Here is a 24,702-nt window from a genome sequence, read left to right as displayed (position 1 = left end):
TTTCTCTAGTGGCGCTCGATCGCAACGGCGGTTGCTTCGCCACCGCCGATGCATAAAGCTGCCATGCCGCGCTTCATGCCGTAGCGCTCGAGTGCGGCAAGAAGCGTAACCAGAATCCGCGCGCCAGACGCGCCAATGGGGTGGCCTAGCGCGCAGGCTCCGCCGTGCACGTTGACCTTCTCATGGGGGAGTGCGAGGTCGCGCATTGCGGCCATCGCAACGACGGCAAAGGCCTCGTTGATCTCAAAAAGGTCGATGGTTTCGAGTGGCCAACCGGTTCGATCGGAAAGCTTCTGCAGGGCACCGATCGGAGCCGTCGCAAAGAGATTGGGGGCCTGCGAATGCGTGGTGTGCCCGGTAATTGTCGCCAGAGGCGCGAGCCCCCTTCGTTCGGCTTCAGAACGACGCATCAAGACGAGAGCGGCCGCGCCATCGGAAATCGAGCTGGAGTTGGCGGCCGTCACGGTCCCGCCGTCGCGGAAGGCCGGTTTGAGGAGAGGAATCTTGTCGAGCCTGGCCTTGCCGGGTTGTTCGTCTTGGCTGACCGTCTGCTCGCCCTTTCCAGCAGCGACAGTGACAGGCGTGATCTCGGCGTCGAAATAGCCGGCATCGATGGCCTTTTGTGCTCGTGTCAGCGACGTCACTGCATAGCGGTCCTGCGCCTGGCGAGTGAACTGGTAGGCTTCGGCGCAATCCTCTGCGAAGTTGCCCATCAACCGTCCCTTGTCATAAGCGTCCTCCAGGCCGTCGAGGAACATATGATCGATGACGCGACCATGGCCTAGCCGATAGCCACTGCGAGCACGATCGAGAAGATAGGGCGCATTGGTCATGCTTTCCATGCCGCCGGCGACGCCAATGGTGACGCTTCCCGCCGCCAGGAGGTCATGTGTCAGCATGACGGCCTTCATGCCGGAGCCACACATCTTGTTGACGGTGGTTGCACCGGTGGAGAATGGCAGACCTGCACCGATCGCCGCCTGCCGGGCGGGCGCTTGCCCCTGGCCGGCTGGCAGCACGCAGCCGAAGACGACCTCGTCGACGGCATCCGGGGTCACCTTAGCGCGTTGAAGTGCTGCGCGGATGGCGGCTGATCCGAGGTCGGGCGCCTTTACCTCCTTCAGCTCACCTTGAAAACCGCCGATCGGCGTGCGTGCCGTTCCGACGATGACGACAGGATCCTGCAAAGCCATGTTCAAGCCTCCTGTGCCGAACGCTCTAGCGCGCACTCATACGCAACGCGCCGTCGAGGCGAATGACCTCGCCGTTCAGCATGCTGTTTTCACATATATGGCGCACCAGCGCGGCAAATTCCGCTGGCTTGCCAAGGCGCGGCGGGAAGGGCACGCTCTTACCAAGCGCCTCCCGCACGTCATGCGGCATACCAGCCATCATCGGCGTCTCGAAAATGCCAGGTGCGATCGACACCACACGAATGCCGTGGCGGGCAAGCTCGCGGGCGATCGGAAGCGTCATTGAGGCGATGCCGCCCTTGGAGGCAGCGTATGCAGCTTGTCCGACCTGACCGTCGAAGGCCGCGATCGAGGCGGTATTGATGAGAACGCCGCGCTCGCCTTCTGCATCCGCCTGCTGATGCTGGATGGCCGACGCCGCAAGGCGGATCATGTTGAATGTGCCGACGAGGTTGATGCCGATTGTCCGCACGAAACTGTCGAGACTATGCGGGCCGTCGCGACCGATCACTTTCTCGCCCGGCGCCACGCCGGCGCAGTTTACGAGCCCGCTCAAACCGCCGAAGGATCCAAGCGCAGTCGCTACCACAGCGGCTCCGTCCTCTGCGCTTGTCACGTCGGCCCTGACGTAACGGGCATCGGCGCCGAGTTCTGCCGCAACTGCCTCTCCGGCTGCATCATTTAGGTCGGCGATGATCACGCGTGCGCCATTTTCAACCAGCATGTGCGCTGTCGCGGCGCCGAGGCCAGAGCCGCCGCCGGTGACGATAAAGGTTCCTCCACGGATCAGCATCGGTCTGCTCCCATCACCTCGCGATCGTCTCTTGGGACTGCGTCATCCTCCCTACGCGACCCAATAACGCCGGATTCTATTCCGTCGCTCTATTGCAAGCGATGACAAAAGTGCTGCATTGTTTCGGACAGTTTTGCCATAGTCGGAGGCGCGGGTGGCTGAGATCGAAAGGCGTATGATTGCACCTGGATTCGTCGAAGAGGCGCTGGACAGCTTGCGGCGTATGGGACGGCCGACAGCGCCAATTCTTTCTTCGCTCGGGTTGCAGGCGGTTATCGATCAACCTGTGTCGGCAGAAAGCTACGGCGCTCTCTGGCTTGCCATTGCCAAAGAACTCGATGATGAGTTTTTCGGCATGGGCGGGCGGCCGATGCGCAGCGGCAGCTTCACGCTGCTTTGCCATTGCGTGCTGCATGCGCCGACGCTCGGCCATGCGTTACGCCGGGCTCTGCGGTTCCTCGATGTCGTATTGGACGATCCACGCGGCCAACTTGTCGTTGCGGATGGACTTGCAAAGATCGAGTTGACGGATGTCGGCGGTCCACGTTCGGCCTTTGCCTACCGCACTTATTGGATCCTTATCCATGGGATCACTTGCTGGCTGGTGGGCCGACGCATTCCGATCCGGCTGGTCGACTTCCGCTGCGGCGAACCGAAGCAGGGGGCTGATTACCGGCTCTTCTTTGGTGCGCCGGTGAGATTTTCGCAGCCGATCAGCCGCCTTGGTTTTGATAGCGCGATGCTCGATCTGCCGGTCATGCGCAGCGAGCAGGCGCTGAAGCAGTTTTTGCGAGGGGCTCCAGCCAATATTCTGGTGCGCTATCGTTATGATGCGGGGCTCGCTTCCAGCGTCAGGCGGCGGCTGGATAAGACGCCACCGGCCGCATGGAAGACTTTCTCCGAGCTCGCTGCGGAAATGCGCATGCCGCCTTCGACCTTGCGTCACCGGCTGCGGGATGAGGGGCAAAGCTATGCCGGCATCAAGGACGACGTACGTCGTGATCTTGCTGTCGATCTTTTGCTTAACACGTCGAAGACGACAGGCGATATCGCCGTTCAGCTCGGCTATTCAGAGCCGAGCGCCTTCTTCCGCGCCTTTCGCAAATGGATGTCGAAAAGTCCTGACGCGTATCGACGAGAGGGCCGTGTGGCCCCTTGAAACGATCTTGATGGCCGCCGCAACCATTGCGGACTATTATGTTCCTCCGATATGACTGCTGTGCCGGAGTGCGCGCTGATGGCGATGGAACGCATGCGTTTTGAAGGAAAGATTGACCGGTATGTTTGCCTCTCGTGAGGACTTGCGGGACTTCCTGCGCGAAGAGCGGGATTGCATTCTCGTCGAAGTGACGGGAGCAGTCGGCTCGACGCCGCGCGATACCGACGCCTGGATGGTGGTCTCCAAAAACTGCTCTTTTTCAACCATCGGCGGCGGGCAGTTGGAGTACATGGCGATCGACCACGCGCGACAGGCGCTTCGTCATTCACGGTCGATCGCGGCAATGAGCATTCCCCTCGGGCCGGAGATCGGTCAATGCTGCGGCGGTCGGGTTGGGCTTTCCTTCACTGCGGTAACGCACGAGCTCGCCGACGAACTGGTTGCGCGCGTCGATGCCGAGATTGCCCGACGGCCGCATGTCTACATTTTTGGAGCCGGGCACGTAGGGAATGCGCTGGCCAGGGCACTGTCGCTCGCGCCAATGCACACGGTCCTCGTGGATACCCGCGAAGACGAGCTTGCGGCATCCCGCGTCAGTGGCGTCGAAACCTGTCTGACCGCGATGCCCGAGGCCATCGTCCGCGGTGCGCCAGCGGGCAGTTCTTTCGTTGTTCTCACGCATGACCACGCGCTCGATTTCCTGATCGCCGCGGAGGCTCTCCAGCGGGACGATGTCGCCTATGTCGGGATGATCGGTTCGAAAACAAAGCGGGCAACTTTCAAGAACTGGCTGACGCGCGACTTGGGCAGGCCGGAACTTCTTAATCGCCTCGTCTGCCCTATCGGCGGCACGGCGATAAGGGACAAACGGCCCACCGTCATCGCGACACTGGTGGCTGCGGAGATCACGCTGGCCGCGCTCTCTTTCGCAGTAGCCCATTGCGGCAAGCCGACGCACAAAGTCGACAGGCTGTAGTCTTACCGGTCAAAGGGTTCGCCGAGCGAGGCGACGCCGTTGAGCTTGAGCAGGCGACTATCTGCTGAAATGAGGCCGAGCACGATGATCGTGACGAGGTAAGGCAAGCTTGCAAGCAGCTGGGAGGGAACGTTCATCCCGCTCGCCTGGGCGGCAAGGCCCATCAAGGATACCGCTCCGAAAAGGCATGCGCCGAGGAAGATTCGACCAGTAAGCCAGGTTCCGAAGACGACAAGAGCGATTGCGATCCAGCCGCGACCCGCGATCATACCGTCTGCCCAGAGCGGCGTGTAGACCACGGCCGCATAGGCACCCGCAAAGCCAGCCATCGCGCCGCCGAATGCGACTGCAGCAAAGCGAACGGCAATCACGGGATAGCCGATAGCGTGCGCAGCCTTGGGATTTTCGCCGACAGCCCGCACAACGAGACCGGTCTTCGAATAGGCAAACATCGCCCAAATGACGAGGGTTGTCGCCAGCGAAAGCCACACGACGATGTCCTGCACAAACAGCCCCCCGACGATGCGGATTTCGGAGAGCCAAGGGAGGGCGAGTTTGGGAAGCCCCTTAACCGTCAAGCTCTCGTAGGTCTTGCCGAAGAGCGCAGACAGCCCCTGGCCGAGGATGCCGATCGCCAGGCCAGTGGCCACCTGGTTTGCCCGAAATCCGAGCGCAATCACAGCAAAGGCCAGGGAAAGGACGGCGCTGCCAAGCCCAGCCGCGACGAACCCGAGAAGGTGACCTCCGCCGTGATAGACAACGATAAAGGCGAGAGCCGCACCGAGGGCCATCAATCCTTCCACGCCGAGATTGAGAACCCCGGCACGTTCGACCACCAGCTCGCCGAGCGCGGCAAGGAGAAACGGCGTTGCGGCCGAAAGCATGCCCGCAAGAATGAACTCGGTGGCGTTCATGGCTGTCCTCTGTGAGCGGCCGCTCGTCGCCACTCGAAGCGATACCGAACGAAGGCAATGGCAACCAGGTAGGCCATTAGGAGACTTCCCTGAAAGACGCGCACCGCAGCGATCGGCAGACTTGCCGACACCATGGCGTTGTCGCCGCCAATATAAAGAGCAGCCATGAACAATGCAGAGACGACAATGCCGATCGGATGCAGACCACCGAGGTAGGCGACGATGATCGCCGAATAACCGTAACCGGTGGAAATTGATCGCTGCAGCTGCCCCAAGGGCCCCGCCACCTCGGCTGCGCCGGCAAGGCCTGCTGCGCAACCCCCGATCAACAGGGACCACCATATTGCTCGGCTCTCCTTGAACCCGGCGTAGCCCGCTGCGCGCGGCGCCAGGCCGCCGACCTGGAGCTTATATCCGACAAAGCTTCTTTGCATGAAGACCCAGGCGGCGAGGGAGAGGGCGATAGTGATCAAGAGGGAGACATTGACCCGTGTGCCGGGAATCAAGAGCGGCACCATCGCGTCGTACTGGAACATCACCGATTGAGGAAAATTAAAGCCGTTCGGGTCCTTCCAGGGGCCAAGAAGCAGGTAATTCAGAAGCTGTGCAGCGACGAGGCTGAGCATCAGCGAAACGAGGATCTCGTTTGCATTGAACCTCACGCGCCAGAATGCCGTCAACGACGCCCACAGGGCACCACCGAGTACGCCAAGGATCAACATCAGGGGCCATATCCATTGCCCGGACGCCTGCGGAAACCAGATGGGAATTGCCGAGGCGAAGATCGCGCCCAGAATAAACTGGCCCTCGGCGCCGATGTTGAAGACCTTCGCACGAAAGCCGATCGCAAGGCCCTGCGCGATGAGCAGAAGTGGGCCAGCTTTCAACAGCACTTCCGAAAACGATGCCCAGGAGAGGAACGGTTCGAGAAGCATTGCGTAGACGATGTCGAACGGATTGCGGCCCATGAGCACATAGAGGCCGAGATTGAGGCCGATGGTCACCGCCAAGGCAGCGAAAGGCGCGACAAAGGTTGCGGCAAGCGAAGCGCGCTGCCGGCGGACAAGCGTGGGCAGGAAGGCAACGGACAGGATGCTCATGCAGTGCCTTTCTCGGGCGAGAGCTGTGCGCCGATCATGTAACGACCGATGTCCTCGGAGCGGGTATCGCGCGCAATCAGCGCCGGACTGAGCCTGCCGCGGTACAGAACCTGGATGAAATCACAGAGCTCGAAAAGCTCCTCAAGCTCCTCGGAAATGACGAGAATGGCCATGCCTTCATTGCGCAATTCGACCAGCCGTCTGCGCACGGCCGACGCGGCGCCGATGTCGACGCCCCAGGTCGGTTGCGCGACGAAAAGCAGTTTGGGCGCCAGCATGATCTCGCGCCCAACGATGAACTTCTGCAGATTGCCGCCTGAGAGGGCACCGGCTTCAATTTCTGCGCCGGGCGTACGGACATCGTACTGGCGAATGCAATCATCGGTGAAGGCTTTTGCCTTGTCCTTGTCGATCAAGCCGTGGCGCACGAGATTCAAGGAATGAGCCGTCAGCAAGCTGTTGAGGACAAGCGACATTTCAGGGACCGCGCCGCGCCCGAGGCGATCTTCCGGAACGAATGCAAATCCAAGCTTTCGCCTGGCAGCTGCATCGAGCCTGCCCACATCCTGCCCCATCATATAGATCCTATCGCGCTGATCCTTCGGCAGAACAATTTCGCCGGAGATCAGCGAAGCGAGCTCGCTTTGCCCGTTGCCCGAAATACCTGCAATGCCGAGGATCTCGCCGGCACGCACCGAAAGCGTGATCTCGGACAGTTCTACGGCGAAGGGATCCTCAGGGCGATAGTCCAGCCCGATGATCTCAAGTCGCCTCTCACCCCCAGACAGCGGCGCCGCTGGCATGGGTTCGGGCATGTCCCGACCGATCATCATGCGGGCAAGATCATGTGCGTCGTGTTCGCGCGGATCGACATGTCCGGTAACGCGCCCGCCGCGCAGAATCGTCGCCCTGTCGCAGATGGCGCGTATTTCCTCGAGCTTGTGGGAGATGAAGAGGATCGACACGCCGCCGTCGCGCAGCCTGCGCAAGGTGTCGAAGAGCTTTTCGACCAACTGTGGAGGCAGGACAGACGTGGGCTCGTCGAGGATCAGCAGCTTCGGATCGGTCATGAGGCTGCGGATAATCTCCACGCGTTGCCGTTCGCCGACGGAAAGCACGTGTACGTGAGCGAGTGGGTCGACCTCGAGGCCGAAGTCACGTCCAAGCGTACGTATGCGCTCCACGAGATCGGCCTTTTTGCCCGGGACGACCAGCTGAATATTTTCCACGACGGTCAGCGTTTCGAACAGCGAAAAGTGCTGGAACACCATGCCGATCCCCTTGCGTCGCGCCTCCACGGGCGAGGCGAAGGTCAAGGGCTCACCTTCCCATGCAAGGGTACCATCGTCTGGCTGCTCGACACCGTAGATCATCTTCATCAGCGTCGATTTGCCCGCCCCGTTTTCCCCGAGAATGGCATGGATCGACCGCGGCGCCACGTCCAGATCGATGGCCTGATTGGCATGGACCTGGCCGTAGCTCTTGGTAATACCGCGAAGCGACAGGAGCGGACTGGTCATGAGTTACTTCGGCAGGGGCGTGGTCACACCCTTGACGTGCCAGTCCATAGCGACGATCTCGGCATCCGCGAGGGTTTTGCCGGACGCTACCCCTTCGCTGCCATCAGCCTTGGTTATCGGCCCGGTAAAGGGCGAAAGGCTTCCCTCGGCGATCTTTGCCTCTGCCGCCTTGATCCTGGTCATCGTGTCGACCGGAATGGCAGGGTTCCAATCAACCACTTCCACAACCTTGTCGACAACGCCAAGGAAGGCATTCGTGCCCTTGAAGGTTCCGGCGAGATGGGCATCGACCGAGGCCTTGAAGAACGGAGACCAGTCGGTGGAAACGCAACCGAGATAGGTTTTCGGGGCGTAGCTCTTCATCGAGGAGTTGAGGTTGAACGCATAGACGCCGGCTTCTTCACAGGCCGAAATGACGGAAGGCGTGTCCTGGGCATTGGAGAAGATCACGTCGCATTTTTGTGCAATCAGGGCCTTGGCCGCTTCCTGCTCCTTGGCCGGGTCGAACCAGGAATTCACCCAGACGACCGAAACCTCGATATCTGGCCTTACAGCCTGGGCACCGAGCGTAAAGGCGTTGATAGAGGTGATGAGTTCGGGGATGGCGAAGGCCGATACAGAACCGAGCTTGCCGGTCTTCGAAAGTGCGGCTGCCGCCATGCCAAGCAGATAGGTTCCTTGGAAATACTTGGCCGCAAAGGGCGAGAAATTAGGCGCCACCTGGAATCCGGAGGCGTGTAGAACGCTGACCTGAGGATTGCGGCGGGCAATCTGCAGGGCGCCGTTCTGATATCCAAAGGAGCCGGCGATGAGGAATTTGTTGCCGTCGGCGACCGTCTTGTTCATGATCCGGTCAGCGTCTGGCCCTTCCGGAATATTTTCGACGACGGTCACTTTCACCTTGTCACCGTAGGCGGCCTTGATGGGATCGAGCCCAGCTGCCAGCGCGTGCCCCCAACCGACGTCACCGATCGGAGAGGGAACAACAAGCGTGATGCCCAGCGGTTCGCCGGCCGCCAGTGCTGCACGAGCACCAAAGGCGCCAACGAGACCGGTGGCTGCGGCTCCCTGCATTAATGTCCTGCGCGTAATCTTTGTCATGTTTTGGTTCCCCTTTTTGGTGTTTTAGAATTCCAAGCTCGCAAGAGCTGCCTCCGCCTCGGCAAACAGCCGCGCTTCGTCGAGCCCCACAAATTCGCCCTTCTGCCAGACGATGCGGCCGTTGATCATGGTCAGGTCCGTCGGCATGCCGATGCCCACCTTGGCAATTAGGCTCAGCGGATCGTGTCGCGTGCCGACGTAGTCCATGCGCCGGGTGTCGATCGCAAAAAAGTCTGCGGCCATACCCGGCGCCAGTCGACCAATGTCGTGACGCCCGAGCAAGGCCGCCCCGCCACTTGTTGCATAGCCGAGGAAGTCGACAGGAGGTGGAACAGGGCGCTCGCGACTTGATGCGAAGAGGCACTGCAGCATGTAGGCCGAGTGCACGCAGTGCATCAGGTTCGAGTTGTCGTTTGACGCTGCTCCGTCACAGCCAAGCCCGACCCGCAGGTTAAGGGCAGCCATGGCAGGGATATCGGTCACCTCGGCACCGACGAGGTAAACCGGTTCCGGGCAATGCGAGACGCCGGTGCCACTTTTTGCCATCTTGCGCAGTTCGTCCTGCGTCAATTCCCAGCAATGGGCGTAGAAGGTATCAGGACCAGCAAAGCCGAGTTCTGCGCAGTAGTCGACCGTGCGCATTCCGTGGCGGGCTTCAATGACCGCGCTTTCGCCCTCACCAACATGCGTGTGCATCTGGACGCCACGATCGCGTGCCAGTGCGACGGACTCGACGAACGTCTCGCGGTAGCAATTGACCGGCTGGCAGGGTGCCACCACGACCTGGCGCATGCTAAAAGGGCTGGCGTCGTGGTAGGTGTCAATCAGGCGTGCGCAATCCGCAATGAATTCGTCTGTCGTCTCCAGCATCGCATCCGGAATGGTCGAGCCCTCGGACTTTGGCAGGGTGTTGCCGCCGCGACCGGCATGAAAGCGCATAGCGAGCAGGTCAGCTGCCTCGAATTGGCGGTCGATCAGCCGCTTTCCGGCATGCCGGGGGAAACAATACTGGTGGTCGAAGGCGGTGGTGCAACCATGCTTGATCATCTCCGCCATCGCCGTAACCGAGGAATGATAGAAGCAATCCTCGTTCAGCCGCGAGAAGATCGGATAGATGCGGTCAAGCCATTCGAGAACGGACAGCTTTGTCCAGTCGAGATCTGCGCGATTGCGCACGAAGCACTGGAAGAAGTGATGGTGCGTATTGACGAGCCCTGGATAGACAAACCAGCCTGCAGCGTCTTGCACCGTGGTGCTGATCGGTAGCTCGCCCAGGCTGAGATTTTCGCCGATGGCCTTTATGGCGGGGCCGTCTGTCAGAATATCGACATTGCGATGAACCTTTGGTCCCTTTCCCTCGTTCACGATGACGGCTGCGCAATTCTTAAAAAGGTAGCCGGCCATTTCATTCCTCGTCCTTTGGAACATTTGGCTCGGACTTCAACTCGTGCAGCCGGTGTATGCCTGGCATCTCGATGAACGCATCGAGCGCGCGGATGGAGCGGGACCAGAGACGGATCGCTGGATAAGGATCGAGCGAAACGCCACCGTCCGGCGCGAGTGCCACATAGGGGAAGCAGGCAATATCGGCCACGGTCGGACGGTCCGAAGCGAGGAACGGCTTGCCGCGAAGTTTCTGTTCGACGAGCCCCGCTTCCAACTCGCGTAACGCGGCAATTCCTTGCGCCTGAAGGGCAGCGATATCCCCATCACGCAGCAACATCTCATGCAGACGCGCGCCGCCGAGGCTCGCCGTCAGCCGATGCGAAAAGGATAGCCATTGCTGCACGCGGGCAGATTCGTCGGCGGTTTGGCCCAGCCATTCGGGAGCGCTCTGGGCGGCGAGATAGACGAGCATGGCCGACGATTCAGTGAGGAGAAGATCCCCGTCCTCAAGGATCGGGATCGATCCGGCAGGGTTGAGCGCCATAAGCTCAGGCCCCCGATGCTCGCCGCCTGGATGAAAATCTACTGGTCTGACATCCAGCTTAACGGCTGTTAAAGCCGCCATCAGGCGCACTTTGTAGCAGCTGGGGGATAGGATGTAGTCGTAAAGCTTCATTGCGCCACCAGCTGTGCGCCATAGGTATAGTTGTGGCGTTTCAGCCAGCGTCGATATGCAACCGACGTTAGGTCGGCGCGCGTGGGAATCTCCATTCCCGGGTCGAGAGGCAGAAGGCGTGGAATCTGGTTTTCCAGGATCGACCGGTCCTGAAGGAAGATGGTCTGCTGGAAATGGATGAGATCAGTCATAGAGGTTTCGTCGTCCAAAAGCGCCATCCATGGCCAAACGTCACACAGATCTTCGGCAAGCGGCTGCACGAAGAGAGTGATCACATCCCACTCGCTGGGACGGGGTGGACAGGTCTTGTAGAGCACCGAGCAGGTTGGGGCCGGCACACGGTACATGTATTCCGTCGTGATCCCGCCGCTTGCCGATTTCGCTGCCTGTGGTTGATAGAACTTCACCTGTGTTGCCCAGACCTCGTTCTCAATGTCTCGGATTTCAACCTTGTAATCCTGAACCTCGGTGTGCGGCTCTGCCCCAAGGATGTCTGTGTGCACGAATGGGAAATGCGCGATGTCGAGAAAGTTCTCCACTGCACGCAGCGGGGAACAGCGCACGCGCACGACACCGACATCGACAAACCTGCGACCGGGCTGGTCAGCCTCGGGAATTGAAAACAACGCCTTCTCAGGTCTGCCGAGAGAGGACCAGACGTGACCGTAGCGAACGCAAACGGGCAGGGCGCGCCCGCCGTGGGCGGTTACTGTGGCGTTGCCGTCGGTGTCGAGCGAGACCTCAATCGGTTCGCCCATCAGGGCAGTTTTGTACGCCTTCCCTCTGAGCTGGCTTAAGAGGCCGACTGGATACCACTGGTCGAGCATTCCCCCCGGTGTCATCACGCGGTTCCCTTCGCCTGAAGCTCTTCTGCCGCCCGCCGCAAGGTTTCGGCCGCCCGTGACGCCGAAACACGTTGGGACGGAGTCGTATCGCGATCGAGAAGGACATGGATAAGCGTCTGATCCTGCTCCTGCGCGACAAGCAACAGCGTCAAGTCCGCCGAATTCTTCTGTGACGTGCGAAGAAGACTGTCGGTGCCGGTCTTTGCGCCGGCTGCGGTTTCCATTGCAGCAATACCGGCATTCGCCGTCAGCGAACGCAGCGGAACAAGGTTATCAAATTGCGGCGGTCGGTCCGGGGGTTCCCCGACCGCCACCCATATCACCCCGCCGACTTCCTCGACGTGTTGAGTTGCGACACGGATCGTTTCGGGTGGTGTGAGGCCGGGATGCGCCGGAATGCGCAGACAGTTTCCCGCCTGTGCGTAACTCCAGCCGTGATAAATGCACGACAAGGCCTCGCCACGCACGAAGCCATGGGAGAGGCGCATGCCGCGATGAGGACAGCGATCTGCCGAAGCTGTGGGGCGTCCCGAATCACTTCTCCAGAGGGCGATCGATCCGACCCTCGTGCATGCCGGCATCACCGTTCCTGACGGCAAATCCGCGGAAAGCGCGACTGGCGTCCAGGTGCCCGTCGTATCGGATCGCATAGGTAGACTTTCTTAGCATTATCAGACGATTGCCTGCGTCAGGCGCGGTGCCAAGATCACTGGCTTGCGGCAGACAGTCCACAGGTTTGCATAACAAATTCGCATTGGCAACGCTGATTAAATAAAGGGCAGTGGAAAATTGAATGATAGTCGCTACCGCTGCTTTTCGTCGTCTACGATCGGCCTGCGGAGTATCGTTTCCACCCAGACGTCGATGGGCCCGAGCGAGCAACCCATCTCCATCATGTCGATCAATTCGGGGGCGCCGGCGATTAGCAGCTCGATCCGATCGGCACTGGTATGAGATAAAGCGTGCGATAGCCCGAGCTTTGCTGCGTGGCGCTGAATCCAGGGAACGAAAGAGGCGGAATCGAGCTCTCCGATGATCGTCATTCTTTCCTGCGGCAGGCTCAGATGTTGGTCGGGCATGATAGTCTCGCGCTGGTTCAGGCGCACATCATAGCGCCAAATTGAGCATGCGGAAGCTCTGGAGCGGCGCACGTTATCGCCGACGTATTCGACGGCGATTTCGTCCGCCACGATATTCGGTCCCCGGTGATCGTGGTGCAACTTACGGAGCTACTCACCACTCGCGTCGCAGCTTTCGCGTCCGGCTTCTGCTTGAGGGCAGTGCCGCGCATGCCAAAACAGGTCTGGCGGCGTGAGACGCCGCGCCTCCAGACGATTTTGGCGTCGACCAGATGGATCAGAAGATGACATCTCGGCTGGAGGTTTTTAGCAAAGCTGTCTCGATGTGAAGGTTTCAATAAGCGTGGCTTATCGCAACGATCAGTAAATCCAACTTAAATTTATCACATGGTTCAGATATGAAGGCTGCAAAGGGAGGATGTGCGCGGGTTCCCGCCGGTCCCGCTTGGCGGATGACGCTCCCTTTTGAAGGCAGATAAACGAAGCAATCAAGGAGAACGTTATGGACCAGAAACCCGACAGCGCAGGCAAATGTCCCGTTGCGCATGGTAGTGCGCCCCGTGGTCGATCCAACCGCGACTGGTGGCCGAACCAGTTGGACGTTCAGATTCTTCACCAGCATTCCGGTCTTTCCGATCCAATGGGCAAGGGATTCGACTATGCCGAGGAATTCAAGAAGCTCGATCTCGACGCCCTGAAGAAGGATCTTCATGCGCTGATGACCGATTCGCAGGAGTGGTGGCCGGCTGACTTCGGCCATTACGGCGGCCTGTTCATCCGCATGGCCTGGCACAGCGCCGGCACATACCGCATCACTGATGGTCGCGGTGGAGCCGGTGCCGGCCAACAGCGCTTCGCCCCACTCAACAGCTGGCCTGACAATGCCAACCTCGACAAGGCCCGCCGCCTTCTGTGGCCGATCAAGCAGAAATACGGAAACCGGATTTCGTGGGCAGACCTTCTGATCCTGACCGGCAATGTCGCGCTCGAATCCATGGGCTTCAAAACCTTCGGTTTCGCGGGTGGCCGCGCCGATGTCTGGGAGCCGGAGGAGCTCTTCTGGGGGCCGGAGGGAACGTGGCTCGGCGACGAGCGCTATAGCGGCGAACGGGAACTCTCAGAGCCGCTCGGCGCCGTGCAAATGGGCCTCATCTACGTCAACCCTGAAGGTCCGAACGGCAACCCGGATCCGGTCGCCGCAGCGCGTGACATTCGCGAAACCTTTGCACGCATGGCGATGAATGACGAGGAAACCGTCGCGCTGATCGCCGGCGGCCACACTTTTGGAAAGACCCATGGTGCCGGCGATCCGTCGCTGGTCGGCGCGGAGCCGGAAGGCGGCGCGATCGAGGATCAGGGTCTCGGCTGGAAGAGCAAGTTTGGTACCGGTGTAGGCAAGGACGCGATCACTGGCGGTCCGGAAGTCACCTGGACGCAGACGCCGACGAAATGGAGCAACCATTTCTTCGAGAACCTGTTTGGCTACGAATGGGAGCTGACCCAGAGCCCGGCCGGCGCAAAACAGTGGAAGGCCAAGAACGCCGAGGCTTCCATCCCGGATGCCTTCGACGCTTCCAAGAAGCATCTGCCAACGATGCTGACCACCGACCTGTCGCTGCGTTTCGATCCGGTGTACGAAAAGATCTCGCGCCGCTTCCTCGAAAATCCAGACGCATTCGCAGACGCTTTTGCCCGCGCATGGTTCAAGCTGACGCATCGCGATATGGGACCAAAGGTACGCTACCTCGGACCGGAAGTCCCGGCGGAAGACCTGATCTGGCAGGATGTCATCCCGGCCGTCGACCATAAGCTCGTCGACGACGCAGACATTGCCGCCCTGAAGGAGAAGGTTCTCACGACTGGCCTGTCGGTGCAGGAACTTGTCTCGACTGCCTGGGCTTCTGCTTCTACCTTCCGCGGATCCGACAAACGCGGCGGCGCAAACGGTGCGCGCATCCGCCTTGCGCCTCAGAAGGACTGGGAAGTGAACCAACCCGCCCAGCTCGCAAAGGTGCTCGGCGTCCTCGAAGGCATCCAGAAGGACTTCAACGCCGCCCAGACCGGTGGCAAGAAGATCTCGCTCGCCGACCTGATCGTTCTTGCTGGCGCTGCCGGCGTCGAGAAAGCGGCAAAGGCAGGCGGTCACGCCATCAGCGTGCCGTTCACACCCGGCCGCATGGATGCCTCGCAGGAGCAGACGGATGCGGCCTCCTTCGCCCCGCTTCAGCCACGCGCGGACGGCTTCCGCAACTATGTCGGTGGTCGCCAGTTCATGAAGCCGGAAGAGGCACTGGTGGATCGCGCCCAATTGCTGACGCTGACCGGGCCCGAAATGACCGTTCTTGTCGGCGGGCTGCGCGTGCTGAAGGCGGGCGAACCGGAACACGGCATCTTCACCTCGCGCCCTGAGGTGCTGACAAACGACTTCTTCGTAAACCTGCTCGATATGGGCACGCAGTGGTCGCCCAGTGCCGCAAAGGAAGGCGTCTACGAGGGCCGCGACCGCAAGACGAATGAACTCAAGTGGACCGCCACTCGGGTCGACCTGATCTTCGGCTCTCACTCGCAGCTACGCGCCCTGGCCGAAGTTTACGGCCAGTCCGATGCGAAGGAGAAATTCGTCAAGGACTTCGTCGCGGCCTGGAACAAGGTCATGAACGCCGATCGTTTTGACCTCGTCTGATCGGCAAGACTTCGCCCGGGCGCGGCTTTCTGCTGCGCCCGGGCGTCCTTGAGGGGCCTCATGTGAACATTGCGAGGATGATCGCGCTCGCTTTTTGTAGAGTGAGGTTGTGATCGAAAGTGCCCCTTTCAAGGAAGTTGACGATCTCCACGACGACAATTGGATTGAACATCATGAACGTGTGGGTAGCATGAAGCACCAAATGGTCGTCGGCGCCTTCCAGCTTCGTCGATGCGACTGACACCTTCCCGTCATTCGGCCCTTCGATGATGGAATCGAAGACCGGATTTAAAGATATGTCGCCCGCGATGATGCCCACGGGATAGTCGGGCTTTGGTAGAACTTTCGGTGCAGCTGCTGCATCGGTTCCAAGTTCGAGCCCAGCGGGGCCGTTGATCCAGCGGAATGGTGGCATGTCTCCGAAGACATCCACGATCTCGGAACCATTATTGGGTGGAGCGAGCATCACAACCCGCCCCAGGTTCCGGGGCCGTGTGTTAGCAAGCCAGTAGCGAACCAGAATTCCTCCCATGGAGTGGGTCACAAAATTGACCCGTCGCGCGCCGCAGGCGTCGACCGAGTTTCCGACGTGGCTTGCGAGCTCCGCGATTGGTGCTGTGGTCGACGGATAGTCTTCGTTGATCACGACAAATCCCCGCCGCGCCAGCACCTTCTCGACGAGCCAAAGCGATCCGTTGCCGCGAGCAAGCCCATGCATAAGCACGACACATTCCGCATCGTGTTTCTCGGGGGGTATCGCTGTCGCTCGCTCCGTCAGGAGCGAGCATGCCGCCAGAAGCGACAGGCTAAGGGAGAAAAGAGTTCGAAAGAGCGTCCTTGTCCGGCAGCTGAGAGTACGGGAGACATTTAGGCTGACGATCTTGCCCATCTGTCCATTGTGGCCGCAAAGGTTGCATAAAGACGCCCGCCAAGAGGGCGTCGAGCAAGGAGGTATATATCGAGAAAGATGCGCAAGCATGTCGACTAATTCTCTGGCCTCCTCATCCCATGGTGCGGTTTTCGGATGCGTCTCTAATCCGGAACGACCACCGTCGCAGGCTCACTCTTTGGAACACCGAAAATTCGACGCTTCACCGTCTCCCGGACTGTTTGGACAAGGATATAGAGGAGTGGGATCACGAGGAGGCCAACGATAGTGCCGACGAGTAGTCCTCCAAGAACAGTCGTACCAATTGCCTGTCTGCTGGCCGCTCCTGCGCCAGTGGCTGCGACCAAAGGCACAACGCCAAGCACGGATGCCATTGCCGTCATCAAGACGGGTCTGAAGCGCTGTGACGTTCCGGCGGTGGCTGCCTCGATAATGCTTAGACCTCCTTCCCGACGTTCCTTGGCAAATTCGACGATGAGGATCGCATTTTTGGCCGCAAGCCCGATCAGCAGCAATAGGCCGATTTGCGCGTAGATATTGAGATCGATGCCGCCAATCACGAGACCGCCCAACGCTCCGACAACCGCCACCGTCACGGAGAGCATTACCGCCAGCGGCACGCTCCAGCTTTCATATTGAGCGACGAGGAAAAGGTAGGTGAACACGATCCCCATGACGAGGATGACTGCCGTTTGATTGCCTGCCTGCCGCTCCTGCAGAGCCAATCCGGTCCACTCGTAGCCAAAGCCCGAGGGTAATTTTTCCGCCGCGAGCGTTTCCATCGCCTCCAGCGCCTGGCCGGTGCTGGATCCATCCGCCGCCTGGCCGTTAATTGCCGCGGACGGGAAGAGATTGTAGCGGTTGACAGAGTTCGGGCCGTAGATGGTCGAAATGGAAAGCAGCCCCTGCAGGGGGACGAAATTTCCCGACTGCCCGCGCACCCGCAAGCGCTGAATATCTTCAACGCGTGTGCGGAAACTGGGCTCGTCCTGAATGCGAACCTGAAACACCCGCGAGAAGATGTTGAAGTCATCGACATAAGATGACCCGAGGTGCGATTGAAGCGTGCTGAAAATCGTTGCCGGAGAAACGCCGAAAAGTTCGGCGCGCTTCCGGTCGATGTCGAGATAGATTTGTGGCGTATCAGCGGAAAAAGTGCTGAACACGCTGCTCATCTTGCCGGTCTGATTTGCTGCTATAATCAGGCCGCGCATCACTTCAGCAAGTTCCTCCTGACTTTGGCCCGCGCGTGCTTGAAGACGGAAGTCAAAGCCCCCCGTTGTGCCGAGGCCGGGTATTGCCGGTGGATTGAACGGTACAACCGACGCGGTCGAAATCGTCGAAAATTCAGCGCGCAACCGGTCAATCAGTGCAAAGACACTTTGATCACTCCCCCGTTCGTTCCAGGGGCGCAATGCCGAGATGACCATTCCCGAGTTGGAGCCACCGCCCCCGACCATGCTCGCGCCGGCAATTCCGATCGTATTTGCAACACCGGGGGTTTGCTGAAGCACGGAACTGACCTTTGCAATTGTCTGCTGCGTTCTTTCCAGCGAGGCCCCGCTTGGCAATTGCACGTTCATGAAGAGATAGCCCTGGTCTTCGGCAGGAACGAAGCCCGTCGGCAGTACACGATAGAAGCCGTAAATGCCGCCAAAAACGGCCACAAGGAGCAGGGCGGCCAGAATGAGCCTGCGGGAGAAGGTGCCAAGCAAGCGCAGATAAAAGCGTCGCGACGCGTCCAGCCCCTCGTTCACCTTGCCGAAGAACAGTGACGGGCTTTCCTGCGCCGGCCGGAGCATGAGAACGCACAAGGCCGGGCTCAACGTCAATGCATTGATCGTCGAGAAAGTGATGGTGACCAGAATAGTAACGGCAAACTGACGGTAGAGCTCGCCGGTTATGCCGGCAAGAAAGGCCACAGGAATAAAAAGGGCGGCCAAGACCAGCGTGGTGGCAACGATCGGACCTGTCACTTCGTTCATCGTGCGCAGGGTCGCTTCGCGCACGCCAACGCCAGCCTCGCTCATCACGCGCTGGACGTTTTCCACGACGATGATTGCATCGTCAACCACGAGACTGATGGCCAGTATCATCGCAAACAGGGTGATGGTGTTGGCCGAATATCCCATGAGGTAGAGCACGGCAAAGCCGCCCACCAGCGAAACGGGTATGGTCAATGTGGGAATGACTGTCGCGCGCCAGTCTTGTAGGAAGATGTAGACGACTGCGACGACGAGGGCAAAGGTAATGGCCAGCGTGACCAGGATTTCTTGGATCGTCTGTTGAACGAAGGTAGTGGTATCGAAAACGACAGTATAGGCGACGTCATCGGGAAACTGCTTTGATAACGTCTCCAATTCCCTGACGACGGCGGCCGACACGGCCAGGGCATTGGCATCTGAGGACTGATAGACGACGACCGTCGCACTGGGCTGACCATTCAAGGTGGAGGCGCTGTCATATGATTGGGCACCGAGCTCAACTCGGGCAACGTCGCGGATGCGTACGATGGCGCCATCCCTGTTCGTACGAACGATGATGTTACCGAACTCGGCTTCGCTTGCGAGCCGTCCTCGGGCCGTAACGGTCAACTGCAATTGCTGGCCTGTTGGCGAAGGCGGCGATCCGAGCTGCCCAGCTGACGCCTGAGCGTTCTGGGCCTGGATGGCTGCAGTCAAATCGGCGGCAGTGACACCGAGGGCCTGCATGCGGTCGGGATTCATCCACACGCGCATGCTATAGGCGGGACCGAAAACGCTCGCTTCTCCGACGCCGGGGAGCCGCGCGATCGCGTCGCGGATGTTTATCGTCGCGTAGTTGCTGATGAAGATTTCGTCTTTCGTCCCCTTCGGGGAGTAGATCGCGAAACCGAGAAGCATGCTTGACGAACGGCTGCGTACGGATACGCCGGTCTGTGTCACCGCAGCCGGAAGCCGCGGCGTTGCCATGGCTACGCGGTTTTGAACGTTGACCTGGGCGATTGCAGGATCTGTCCCCGCCGCGAAGGTCACGGTCAGACTGTATGTGCCATTGTTGGTGCTGGACGACGACATGTAGAGCATATCCTCGACGCCATTCACCTGGTCCTCGATCGGTGCACCGACGCTGTCCGTCATCACGCTGGCATTGGCACCGGGATAGCTGGCGGTTACCTGAACTTCTGGCGGTGTGATTTCAGGAAACTGAGCGACTGGTATCAGGAAGAGCGCGGCGACACCCGCAATCATCATCACGATTGCGATGACCATCGCAAACCTTGGTCTGGCAACGAAGGGTGCGGATATATTCATTGCTGCGAACCAGCCTGGTTTGCAACGGAAGAAGGCAAGGTCATGCTGTCTGCAGTCGCAGACAGCTGCGTGATATTAACGGCCATGCCCTCGGTGACGTTCTGCAGTCCCTCCACGATGAGAACTTCGCCGCCTTTCAGTCCTTCGTCTACGACCCAGTTTCCGTCGGTCTGCTCGGAGACTTTTATCCGCTGGAGCGTAGCCTGCTTGTTCTGATCGACAAGCAGGACGAATTTGCCCTCGCGGTCCTGCTGGACAGCGCCCAACGGGACAACCGGGCGCATCTTTTTTTCCGCTTCCGATATGATCACAGTCACGAATTGGCCTGGAATGAGCAGATGCTCCGGATTGCTGAACAGGGCTCGAATTGGCAGCGTGCCCGTTGTCTCGTCGATCTCGTTGCCGGAGAACTCGATCTTGCCGCGCTCGCTGTATTGCTGGCCGTTGGACAAACGTAAGCTAGGCTCGTACTTCCTGGCGAGATCGTCTTTGTCGATGCCACCTGCGGCAGCCCGCAGGTCAAGGATCGTGCGGTCGCTGACGGAGAATACCACGCGGATCGGATCCATTTCGACGACGCGGGCCAGTATCGGTGAACTACCGCTCACGAAGCTTCCGGTTGACAACTCCACCGCCCCGATACGTCCCTCGATCGGAGAGGTTATTCGACTGTAGCTGAGACTGAGTTCTGCTTTTTCTACTTGCGCCTGTGCCGACAAGACGTTTGCTTGAGCGGTTTCCACCGCAGTTTGGCTCTCCTCAAGCGTGGCGCGCGGTACGGTCTGTGAGCTCAATGACTGATTTCGTTCGAGCCGTCGCTGCGCATCCGTCAAGATTGCCTGGGCGCTCGCAAGAGAAGCCTTGGCGTCTGCGAGCGAGATGTCGAGTGATCGTCTGTCGATGAGGAAAAGATCCTGATCCTTCTTGACAGTCTGGCCCTCGTCGAAAAGCCGCTTGTCGAGGAAGCCTTCGATCCGTGAGCGGATATCGACGGCATTGACGGCTTCAACGCGTCCAACGAATTCATGCCTTGGAGAGACATCCTCGACTTGAACGCTGATGACGCCGACGGATGGGACGGCTTGTGCGATGGCGCCATGGGGCGCCGACACCCAAGCTGCCAGCAGTATCAACAGGTAGGCTGGTGGAACTCGACGCTGCACTTTCATCGACCAGTCTCCAGCGGAACCGAGATGGTTTCTCAAATCAAGGCACTTGGGAGCAGTCCGCAGATCAACGGCAATTCACAAATGCTACCGCTAGTCGCCAAAATCGGCAAGTCCCGGTAGCATCCAAAGGCTCCCGCAGGGCTTTGATGACATCCGACGAGCGATACCCCAATTGCCCCATCACAACCTTTGCCGCGGAACCGCTCCGAGCCACGTCTGCATCTGATCGCCGTCTTCACAGAATGCCTGTCCGCCAACATCCGAGCAATTGACGGCTCTTAAGCAGAACCCTTGATGGTCATCTGTGGCTGGGGGGCTACGGCACCGACCCCGCGGCGACATGGCGCTTCTGGCGGCGGTCGGTGCCTGTTGTCAGCCTTGCCGTGATTGCGGTCTATGTGTCGGGCGTACCGTGCGGCGTTCGATCCGACCGGCGATGGAAAAGAGCAGGATCTCGACATCCTTATCGATCTTGTCGCCATCCAGAAGCCTAACCACATCATCGATGCCCGATGTGGGGTGGTCGTCAATCGCCAGCAGATAATCTCCCTCCTTTAAACCGGCTCGTGCTGCCGGGCTGTCCTCTTCCACACGGCGCAGGCGCACGGCCGTTGCCTGAACAAGACCGGCTTCGAGGGCGACGCGTCGATGCAGTTCCACAGTGTCGGCTGCGATGCCGATATAGGCGCGCCTCACATGGCCGAAGCGAAGGAGTTCCGACACGACATGCTTGGCGGTGTTGGATGCGACGGAAAAGGCGATGCTTTGAGCACCCTGAATGACGGCCGTGTTCACTCCGATGACTTCACCTGCCGACGATACCAGCGGACCACCAGAATTGCCCGGATTGAGGGCTGCGTCTGTCTGAATGATATCATCCATCAAGCGTCCGCTGGCGGCGCGCATCGATCGGCCGAGTGCCGATATGATGCCTGCCGTTACTGTCCACTCGAAACCAAGAGGATTGCCGATTGCAATGGCGATATGCCCGCGCTTCAGCATCTTGGAGTCCCCAAGCTTGGCAAAGGCGCCCGACCAGTCGTTCGCACGGATGAGCGCGAGATCGCTATCCGGATCGCGACCCAGCACCTTGCCTTCGATCACAGCGCCGTCAGGCGTCTTGATGCGAACGGCCTTGGCATCGTCGACGACGTGGTTGTTCGTGACGACAAGACCATCCGGCGAAATCGCAAATCCGGAACCGTGTCCGGCGCGACCGCCGACACGTTCAATGCGGCTGACCGCGGGGCCAACGAGATCAACGGCGTTTGACACGGAATGAGAATAGGCATCCAGCAGGCTGGCGTCCTTTGACGGCTGGATGTCACGATCTAGGAAACCCATGAAGAAACCCTCCGACGCACAAGCGTCGCGTTGGGAAACGGCAGCGGCTGCTAAGGCGAGAGGCTGTCGGTTCGACAGATTGAAACGGTCCTATTCAGATGAGATTGCGCACAACTCAAATCAAGGGCAGTCCTGGCTTGAGCATTGCTTCGTTCCGCAACGCCGATCGCGTAAGGTCCATCACTGAAAGTTGACCCGGAGCGAACAGGGTAACGTCACCTGCATTTCAAGCTGTGCTACATTTTTGATTTCTTGGATAAGGCGGGAACGAAACGCCGATGTTTGCGACGATTGCGCTGCTTTTAAGCCTCTCTGGTGCTGCGCCCGCTGCAGTGCAGCTGACGGCAGGCGACGTCGATGTGAAATTGGTCCTCGCCGTCGACACCTCCAAGTCTATGGACCAGGAGGAGGTCCGCATCCAGCGCGAGGGTTACGTCGAGGCACTCAAGCACAGCGAATTCGTTGAGGCGGTGACCAGCGGACCAACCGGGCGCATCGCGATCAGCTACTTCGAATGGGCAGGCTATGTGGTGCCAGATTCGGTCATCGACTGGCATCTGATCGAAACAGAAAAGGATGCGATTGCCTTTGCCAACAAGCTTGAACAGCGACCGATCACTACACAGCGCCGCACGTCGATCTCCACTGCGATTGCAAAGGGAGCTGCAATGATCGTCTCCAGCCCGTATTCGGGCACACGACAGGTGATCGATGTTTCAGGAGATGGCTCAAACAATTCCGGCAATCCCGTCGCGCCAACCCGTGACAAGGCGGTGGAGGCGGGATTGGTCATCAACGGACTTGCGCTGATGTTGCGGCCCTCTGGCGCCCCAGGCGGACTCGACAAATATTATGCCGACTGCGTGATCGGTGGACCGGGCTCGTTCGTTCTTCCAGTCTACAAAATCGAGGATTTCGCGGTCGCCGTGCGTCGAAAGCTCGTCCTTGAGGTCAGTGGCCTATCCCCTCCGCTCACGGTCGGCAGAATTGCGGATCAACCGGCAACAGACTGCATGATCGGCGAGCGCCAATGGCAAGACATGTTTGATCGCTGAGGCTGAGCAGCTGGCGCTGCCGCCCGGTCCTACTCGATTGCTATGTCAGCGTCTCGCGAAGCACATCGAAAACTCGCGGTTCAAGCGTTTGAGACGTATTGAAGCGCATGAAGTTCGTGGCCGATTGGGAAAGGCTGAATGCATTTCCCGGCGCCAGGACAATCTTGCGTTCCAGGGCAGCGCGCGCAACATCCGTCGCGTTTGCGCCGTCGGGCAATCGACACCAAAGGAACATGCCCGCCGAAGGTTCCAGCCAGGGAATAATACCGAGATTTTTCAATTTGGCCGATACGTCGAACATTGCCTTTGAGAGCCGGCTGCGAAGATTTTCCATATGCTTGCGGTAGCTGCCATCGCTGAGCACTTTGCAGACAAGCTCGGCAGAAAGCCGCCCGCCGCCGAACGAGGTGGCGATCTTGAGGTCGATCAGCCCGTCGACCCATTCTCGCCTGGCGGCGATGAAGCCGCAACGGGCGGAAGCAGATAGGGTTTTTGAAAAGCTTCCGATGTGGATGACCCGTTCAAGGCCGTCGAAAGCTGCAAGGCGTGGTGCCGGCGTATGCTCGAAATCGGCAAAGATATCATCTTCGACGATGGTGACGTCGAATTGTTCGGCGACCTTCAGAACCCGGTGGGCGACAACCGGAGAAAGCGTGGCGCCGGTCGGATTGTGGATGGCAGAGTTGGTGATGTAGAGGCGCGGCCGATGCGCCGCCACGATCTCGGCGAAGAGGTCGATGTTCGGACCTGAAGGCGTATAGGGGACGCTGACGATCCTGGCACGATGAGCCCTGAGTAACGCTTGGAAATTGAAATAGCAGGGATCATCGATGAGCACGACATCGTCCGGTTCGAGCAGGAACCGGCAGAGGAGGTCGATTGCCTGCGTACCGGATTCCGTCAGCATGACCTGGTCCGGCGAGGCCTCAATGCCTCGTTCTGCCATGCGTCTTGCGATGTGCTGACGCAGCGGCGGCAATCCGAGAGGCGAGCCATAGTCGGTAAGAGCAGTCCTGTCGCCGCGCGAAAGCGTTCGCAGGCCCCGGCGAATACCGTCTTGCGGAAGCCAGGACGGTGGAAGCCAGCCGCAGCCTGGCTTCGGGTCGCTTTCGTCGGCCTCAAGCGACTGTCGGGATATCCAGAACGGATCGACGGCGCGGTCAAGTTTCGGGGCGACGTCGGAAAGCGAAAATGGGGCGGCCAGGTTTGCGACGTAGAAGCCGGAACCTGGTCGGGACAGGATCATACCTTCGGCAACGAGGCGCTCATAGGCTTCGACAACCGTCGAGGTGGATACGCCTGACGTGGTTGCCATTGCCCGAACTGAGGGCAGTTTCGCGCCTGGTGGCAAACTACGGCCGGCAATCCGCTGCCGGATCGTGCCCATGACCATCGCCACTCGGGTGATGCCGCGCTCGATGTTTCCATCCATCCGTATTGCTGCCTCCGGCATAACAGTTCGATCAAACTGTATCAGACCGTCGCTGGCGTGGCCACAGCTTAAGGCCGATAAGAAGACCCGTTGAG

General features: G+C 59.6%; 20 protein-coding genes. 4 read left to right on the top strand and 16 right to left on the bottom strand.

Annotation, left to right across the window (positions count from 1 at the left end; genetic code table 11):
* Positions 1 to 5: 5 nt before the first annotated feature.
* Together BN77_RS22540 and BN77_RS22535 are read right to left on the bottom strand one after the other, a co-directional pair.
* Positions 6 to 1,193, bottom strand: a complete 1,188-nt coding sequence (locus tag BN77_RS22540) for an acetyl-CoA C-acyltransferase (protein ID WP_007536375.1) — start codon at positions 1,191 to 1,193, stop codon at positions 6 to 8.
* A gap of 25 nt (positions 1,194 to 1,218) precedes the next feature.
* Positions 1,219 to 1,986: a 3-hydroxyacyl-CoA dehydrogenase gene (locus tag BN77_RS22535; protein ID WP_007536373.1), complete on the bottom strand. Its 768-nt coding sequence runs from the start codon at positions 1,984 to 1,986 to the stop codon at positions 1,219 to 1,221.
* A gap of 154 nt (positions 1,987 to 2,140) precedes the next feature.
* On the opposite strand from BN77_RS22535, the gene BN77_RS22530 reads away from it, so the two are divergent.
* Both BN77_RS22530 and xdhC read left to right on the top strand, forming a co-directional pair.
* Positions 2,141 to 3,145: an AraC family transcriptional regulator gene (locus BN77_RS22530; protein ID WP_007536371.1), complete on the top strand. Its 1,005-nt coding sequence runs from the start codon at positions 2,141 to 2,143 to the stop codon at positions 3,143 to 3,145.
* 121 nt (positions 3,146 to 3,266) lie between these two features.
* Entirely contained in the window at positions 3,267 to 4,121 is an 855-nt protein-coding gene (xdhC, locus tag BN77_RS22525; RefSeq protein WP_007536369.1) for a xanthine dehydrogenase accessory protein XdhC, read from the top strand.
* Positions 4,122 to 4,123: 2 nt separating this feature from the next.
* On the opposite strand, the gene BN77_RS22520 is transcribed toward xdhC, so the two are convergent.
* The 9 genes from BN77_RS22520 to BN77_RS22480 all read right to left on the bottom strand — a co-directional run bounded on the left by BN77_RS22520 (position 4,124) and on the right by BN77_RS22480 (position 12,742).
* Positions 4,124 to 5,035 (bottom strand): ABC transporter permease, encoded by a 912-nt coding sequence (locus tag BN77_RS22520; RefSeq protein WP_007536366.1) that lies wholly within the window; start codon positions 5,033 to 5,035, stop codon positions 4,124 to 4,126.
* Positions 5,032 to 6,135: an ABC transporter permease gene (locus BN77_RS22515; protein WP_007536365.1), complete on the bottom strand. Its 1,104-nt coding sequence runs from the start codon at positions 6,133 to 6,135 to the stop codon at positions 5,032 to 5,034. The genes BN77_RS22520 and BN77_RS22515 overlap by 4 nt, the downstream gene beginning before the upstream one ends.
* Positions 6,132 to 7,655, bottom strand: a complete 1,524-nt coding sequence (locus tag BN77_RS22510; protein WP_007536363.1) for an ABC transporter ATP-binding protein — start codon at positions 7,653 to 7,655, stop codon at positions 6,132 to 6,134. Before BN77_RS22510 ends, BN77_RS22515 begins: the two co-directional genes overlap by 4 nt.
* Before the next feature lie 3 nt (positions 7,656 to 7,658).
* The gene (locus BN77_RS22505; RefSeq protein ID WP_007536361.1) at positions 7,659 to 8,756 is read right to left on the bottom strand and encodes a BMP family ABC transporter substrate-binding protein; all 1,098 of its coding nucleotides are present in this window, start codon (positions 8,754 to 8,756) and stop codon (positions 7,659 to 7,661) included.
* 24 nt (positions 8,757 to 8,780) lie between these two features.
* Positions 8,781 to 10,160 carry an amidohydrolase gene (locus BN77_RS22500; RefSeq protein ID WP_007536359.1) on the bottom strand — a complete coding sequence of 460 codons (1,380 nt, stop codon included), beginning with the start codon at positions 10,158 to 10,160 and terminating at the stop codon, positions 8,781 to 8,783.
* Between the two features lies 1 nt (position 10,161).
* The gene (locus BN77_RS22495; RefSeq protein WP_007536357.1) at positions 10,162 to 10,818 is read right to left on the bottom strand and encodes a glutathione S-transferase family protein; all 657 of its coding nucleotides are present in this window, start codon (positions 10,816 to 10,818) and stop codon (positions 10,162 to 10,164) included.
* Positions 10,815 to 11,660, bottom strand: coding sequence for an aromatic ring-hydroxylating oxygenase subunit alpha (locus BN77_RS22490; protein WP_040678324.1), 846 nt, complete (start codon positions 11,658 to 11,660; stop codon positions 10,815 to 10,817). The genes BN77_RS22495 and BN77_RS22490 overlap by 4 nt, the downstream gene beginning before the upstream one ends.
* Positions 11,660 to 12,313 (bottom strand): Rieske (2Fe-2S) protein, encoded by a 654-nt coding sequence (locus BN77_RS22485; RefSeq protein ID WP_040678322.1) that lies wholly within the window; start codon positions 12,311 to 12,313, stop codon positions 11,660 to 11,662. The genes BN77_RS22490 and BN77_RS22485 overlap by 1 nt, the downstream gene beginning before the upstream one ends.
* A 153-nt stretch (positions 12,314 to 12,466) precedes the next feature.
* Entirely contained in the window at positions 12,467 to 12,742 is a 276-nt protein-coding gene (locus BN77_RS22480; protein ID WP_040678652.1) for a hypothetical protein, read from the bottom strand.
* 502 nt (positions 12,743 to 13,244) lie between these two features.
* On the opposite strand from BN77_RS22480, the gene katG reads away from it, so the two are divergent.
* Positions 13,245 to 15,425, top strand: a complete 2,181-nt coding sequence (gene katG / locus BN77_RS22475) for a catalase/peroxidase HPI (protein ID WP_007536349.1) — start codon at positions 13,245 to 13,247, stop codon at positions 15,423 to 15,425.
* Between the two features lie 58 nt (positions 15,426 to 15,483).
* Here the strand turns inward: katG and BN77_RS22470 are convergent, their stop codons facing one another.
* The 4 genes from BN77_RS22470 to BN77_RS22455 form a co-directional block, all read right to left on the bottom strand.
* Complete coding sequence (locus BN77_RS22470) at positions 15,484 to 16,143, bottom strand: alpha/beta fold hydrolase (protein WP_244426252.1); 660 nt, start codon at positions 16,141 to 16,143, stop codon at positions 15,484 to 15,486.
* A 314-nt stretch (positions 16,144 to 16,457) separates the two neighbouring features.
* Positions 16,458 to 19,607, bottom strand: coding sequence for an efflux RND transporter permease subunit (locus BN77_RS22465; RefSeq protein WP_007536344.1), 3,150 nt, complete (start codon positions 19,605 to 19,607; stop codon positions 16,458 to 16,460).
* The gene (locus BN77_RS22460; protein ID WP_007536342.1) at positions 19,604 to 20,776 is read right to left on the bottom strand and encodes an efflux RND transporter periplasmic adaptor subunit; all 1,173 of its coding nucleotides are present in this window, start codon (positions 20,774 to 20,776) and stop codon (positions 19,604 to 19,606) included. The genes BN77_RS22465 and BN77_RS22460 overlap by 4 nt, the downstream gene beginning before the upstream one ends.
* A gap of 372 nt (positions 20,777 to 21,148) precedes the next feature.
* Entirely contained in the window at positions 21,149 to 22,120 is a 972-nt protein-coding gene (locus tag BN77_RS22455) for a S1C family serine protease (protein WP_007536340.1), read from the bottom strand.
* Between the two features lie 278 nt (positions 22,121 to 22,398).
* Between BN77_RS22455 and BN77_RS22450 the strand changes: the two genes are divergently transcribed.
* Positions 22,399 to 23,175, top strand: coding sequence for a DUF1194 domain-containing protein (locus BN77_RS22450; RefSeq protein ID WP_007536336.1), 777 nt, complete (start codon positions 22,399 to 22,401; stop codon positions 23,173 to 23,175).
* Positions 23,176 to 23,215: 40 nt separating this feature from the next.
* On the opposite strand, the gene BN77_RS22445 is transcribed toward BN77_RS22450, so the two are convergent.
* Positions 23,216 to 24,628 (bottom strand): aminotransferase-like domain-containing protein, encoded by a 1,413-nt coding sequence (locus BN77_RS22445; RefSeq protein WP_007536334.1) that lies wholly within the window; start codon positions 24,626 to 24,628, stop codon positions 23,216 to 23,218.
* Positions 24,629 to 24,702: the final 74 nt, after the last annotated feature.

Origin of the sequence: Rhizobium mesoamericanum STM3625 (genome assembly GCF_000312665.1) — a bacterium.
GTDB lineage: Bacteria > Pseudomonadota > Alphaproteobacteria > Rhizobiales > Rhizobiaceae > Rhizobium > Rhizobium mesoamericanum.
This window is presented reverse-complemented; position numbering and strand designations above follow the sequence as displayed.

What these genes read in the sequence shown, in the direction of transcription:
- BN77_RS22540 (WP_007536375.1), bottom strand. Translation starts at nt 1,193, where the DNA reads ATGGCTTTGCAGGATCCTGTCGTCATCGTCGGAACGGCACGCACGCCG.
- BN77_RS22535 (WP_007536373.1), bottom strand. Translation starts at nt 1,986, where the DNA reads ATGCTGATCCGTGGAGGAACCTTTATCGTCACCGGCGGCGGCTCTGGC.
- xdhC (WP_007536369.1), top strand. Translation starts at nt 3,267, where the DNA reads ATGTTTGCCTCTCGTGAGGACTTGCGGGACTTCCTGCGCGAAGAGCGG.
- BN77_RS22520 (WP_007536366.1), bottom strand. Translation starts at nt 5,035, where the DNA reads ATGAACGCCACCGAGTTCATTCTTGCGGGCATGCTTTCGGCCGCAACG.
- BN77_RS22515 (WP_007536365.1), bottom strand. Translation starts at nt 6,135, where the DNA reads ATGAGCATCCTGTCCGTTGCCTTCCTGCCCACGCTTGTCCGCCGGCAG.
- BN77_RS22510 (WP_007536363.1), bottom strand. Translation starts at nt 7,655, where the DNA reads ATGACCAGTCCGCTCCTGTCGCTTCGCGGTATTACCAAGAGCTACGGC.
- BN77_RS22505 (WP_007536361.1), bottom strand. Translation starts at nt 8,756, where the DNA reads ATGACAAAGATTACGCGCAGGACATTAATGCAGGGAGCCGCAGCCACC.
- BN77_RS22500 (WP_007536359.1), bottom strand. Translation starts at nt 10,160, where the DNA reads ATGGCCGGCTACCTTTTTAAGAATTGCGCAGCCGTCATCGTGAACGAG.
- BN77_RS22495 (WP_007536357.1), bottom strand. Translation starts at nt 10,818, where the DNA reads ATGAAGCTTTACGACTACATCCTATCCCCCAGCTGCTACAAAGTGCGC.
- BN77_RS22490 (WP_040678324.1), bottom strand. Translation starts at nt 11,660, where the DNA reads ATGACACCGGGGGGAATGCTCGACCAGTGGTATCCAGTCGGCCTCTTA.
- BN77_RS22485 (WP_040678322.1), bottom strand. Translation starts at nt 12,313, where the DNA reads ATGCGATCCGATACGACGGGCACCTGGACGCCAGTCGCGCTTTCCGCG.
- BN77_RS22480 (WP_040678652.1), bottom strand. Translation starts at nt 12,742, where the DNA reads ATGCCCGACCAACATCTGAGCCTGCCGCAGGAAAGAATGACGATCATC.
- katG (WP_007536349.1), top strand. Translation starts at nt 13,245, where the DNA reads ATGGACCAGAAACCCGACAGCGCAGGCAAATGTCCCGTTGCGCATGGT.
- BN77_RS22470 (WP_244426252.1), bottom strand. Translation starts at nt 16,143, where the DNA reads ATGCATGGGCTTGCTCGCGGCAACGGATCGCTTTGGCTCGTCGAGAAG.
- BN77_RS22465 (WP_007536344.1), bottom strand. Translation starts at nt 19,607, where the DNA reads ATGAATATATCCGCACCCTTCGTTGCCAGACCAAGGTTTGCGATGGTC.
- BN77_RS22460 (WP_007536342.1), bottom strand. Translation starts at nt 20,776, where the DNA reads ATGAAAGTGCAGCGTCGAGTTCCACCAGCCTACCTGTTGATACTGCTG.
- BN77_RS22455 (WP_007536340.1), bottom strand. Translation starts at nt 22,120, where the DNA reads ATGGGTTTCCTAGATCGTGACATCCAGCCGTCAAAGGACGCCAGCCTG.
- BN77_RS22450 (WP_007536336.1), top strand. Translation starts at nt 22,399, where the DNA reads ATGTTTGCGACGATTGCGCTGCTTTTAAGCCTCTCTGGTGCTGCGCCC.
- BN77_RS22445 (WP_007536334.1), bottom strand. Translation starts at nt 24,628, where the DNA reads ATGCCGGAGGCAGCAATACGGATGGATGGAAACATCGAGCGCGGCATC.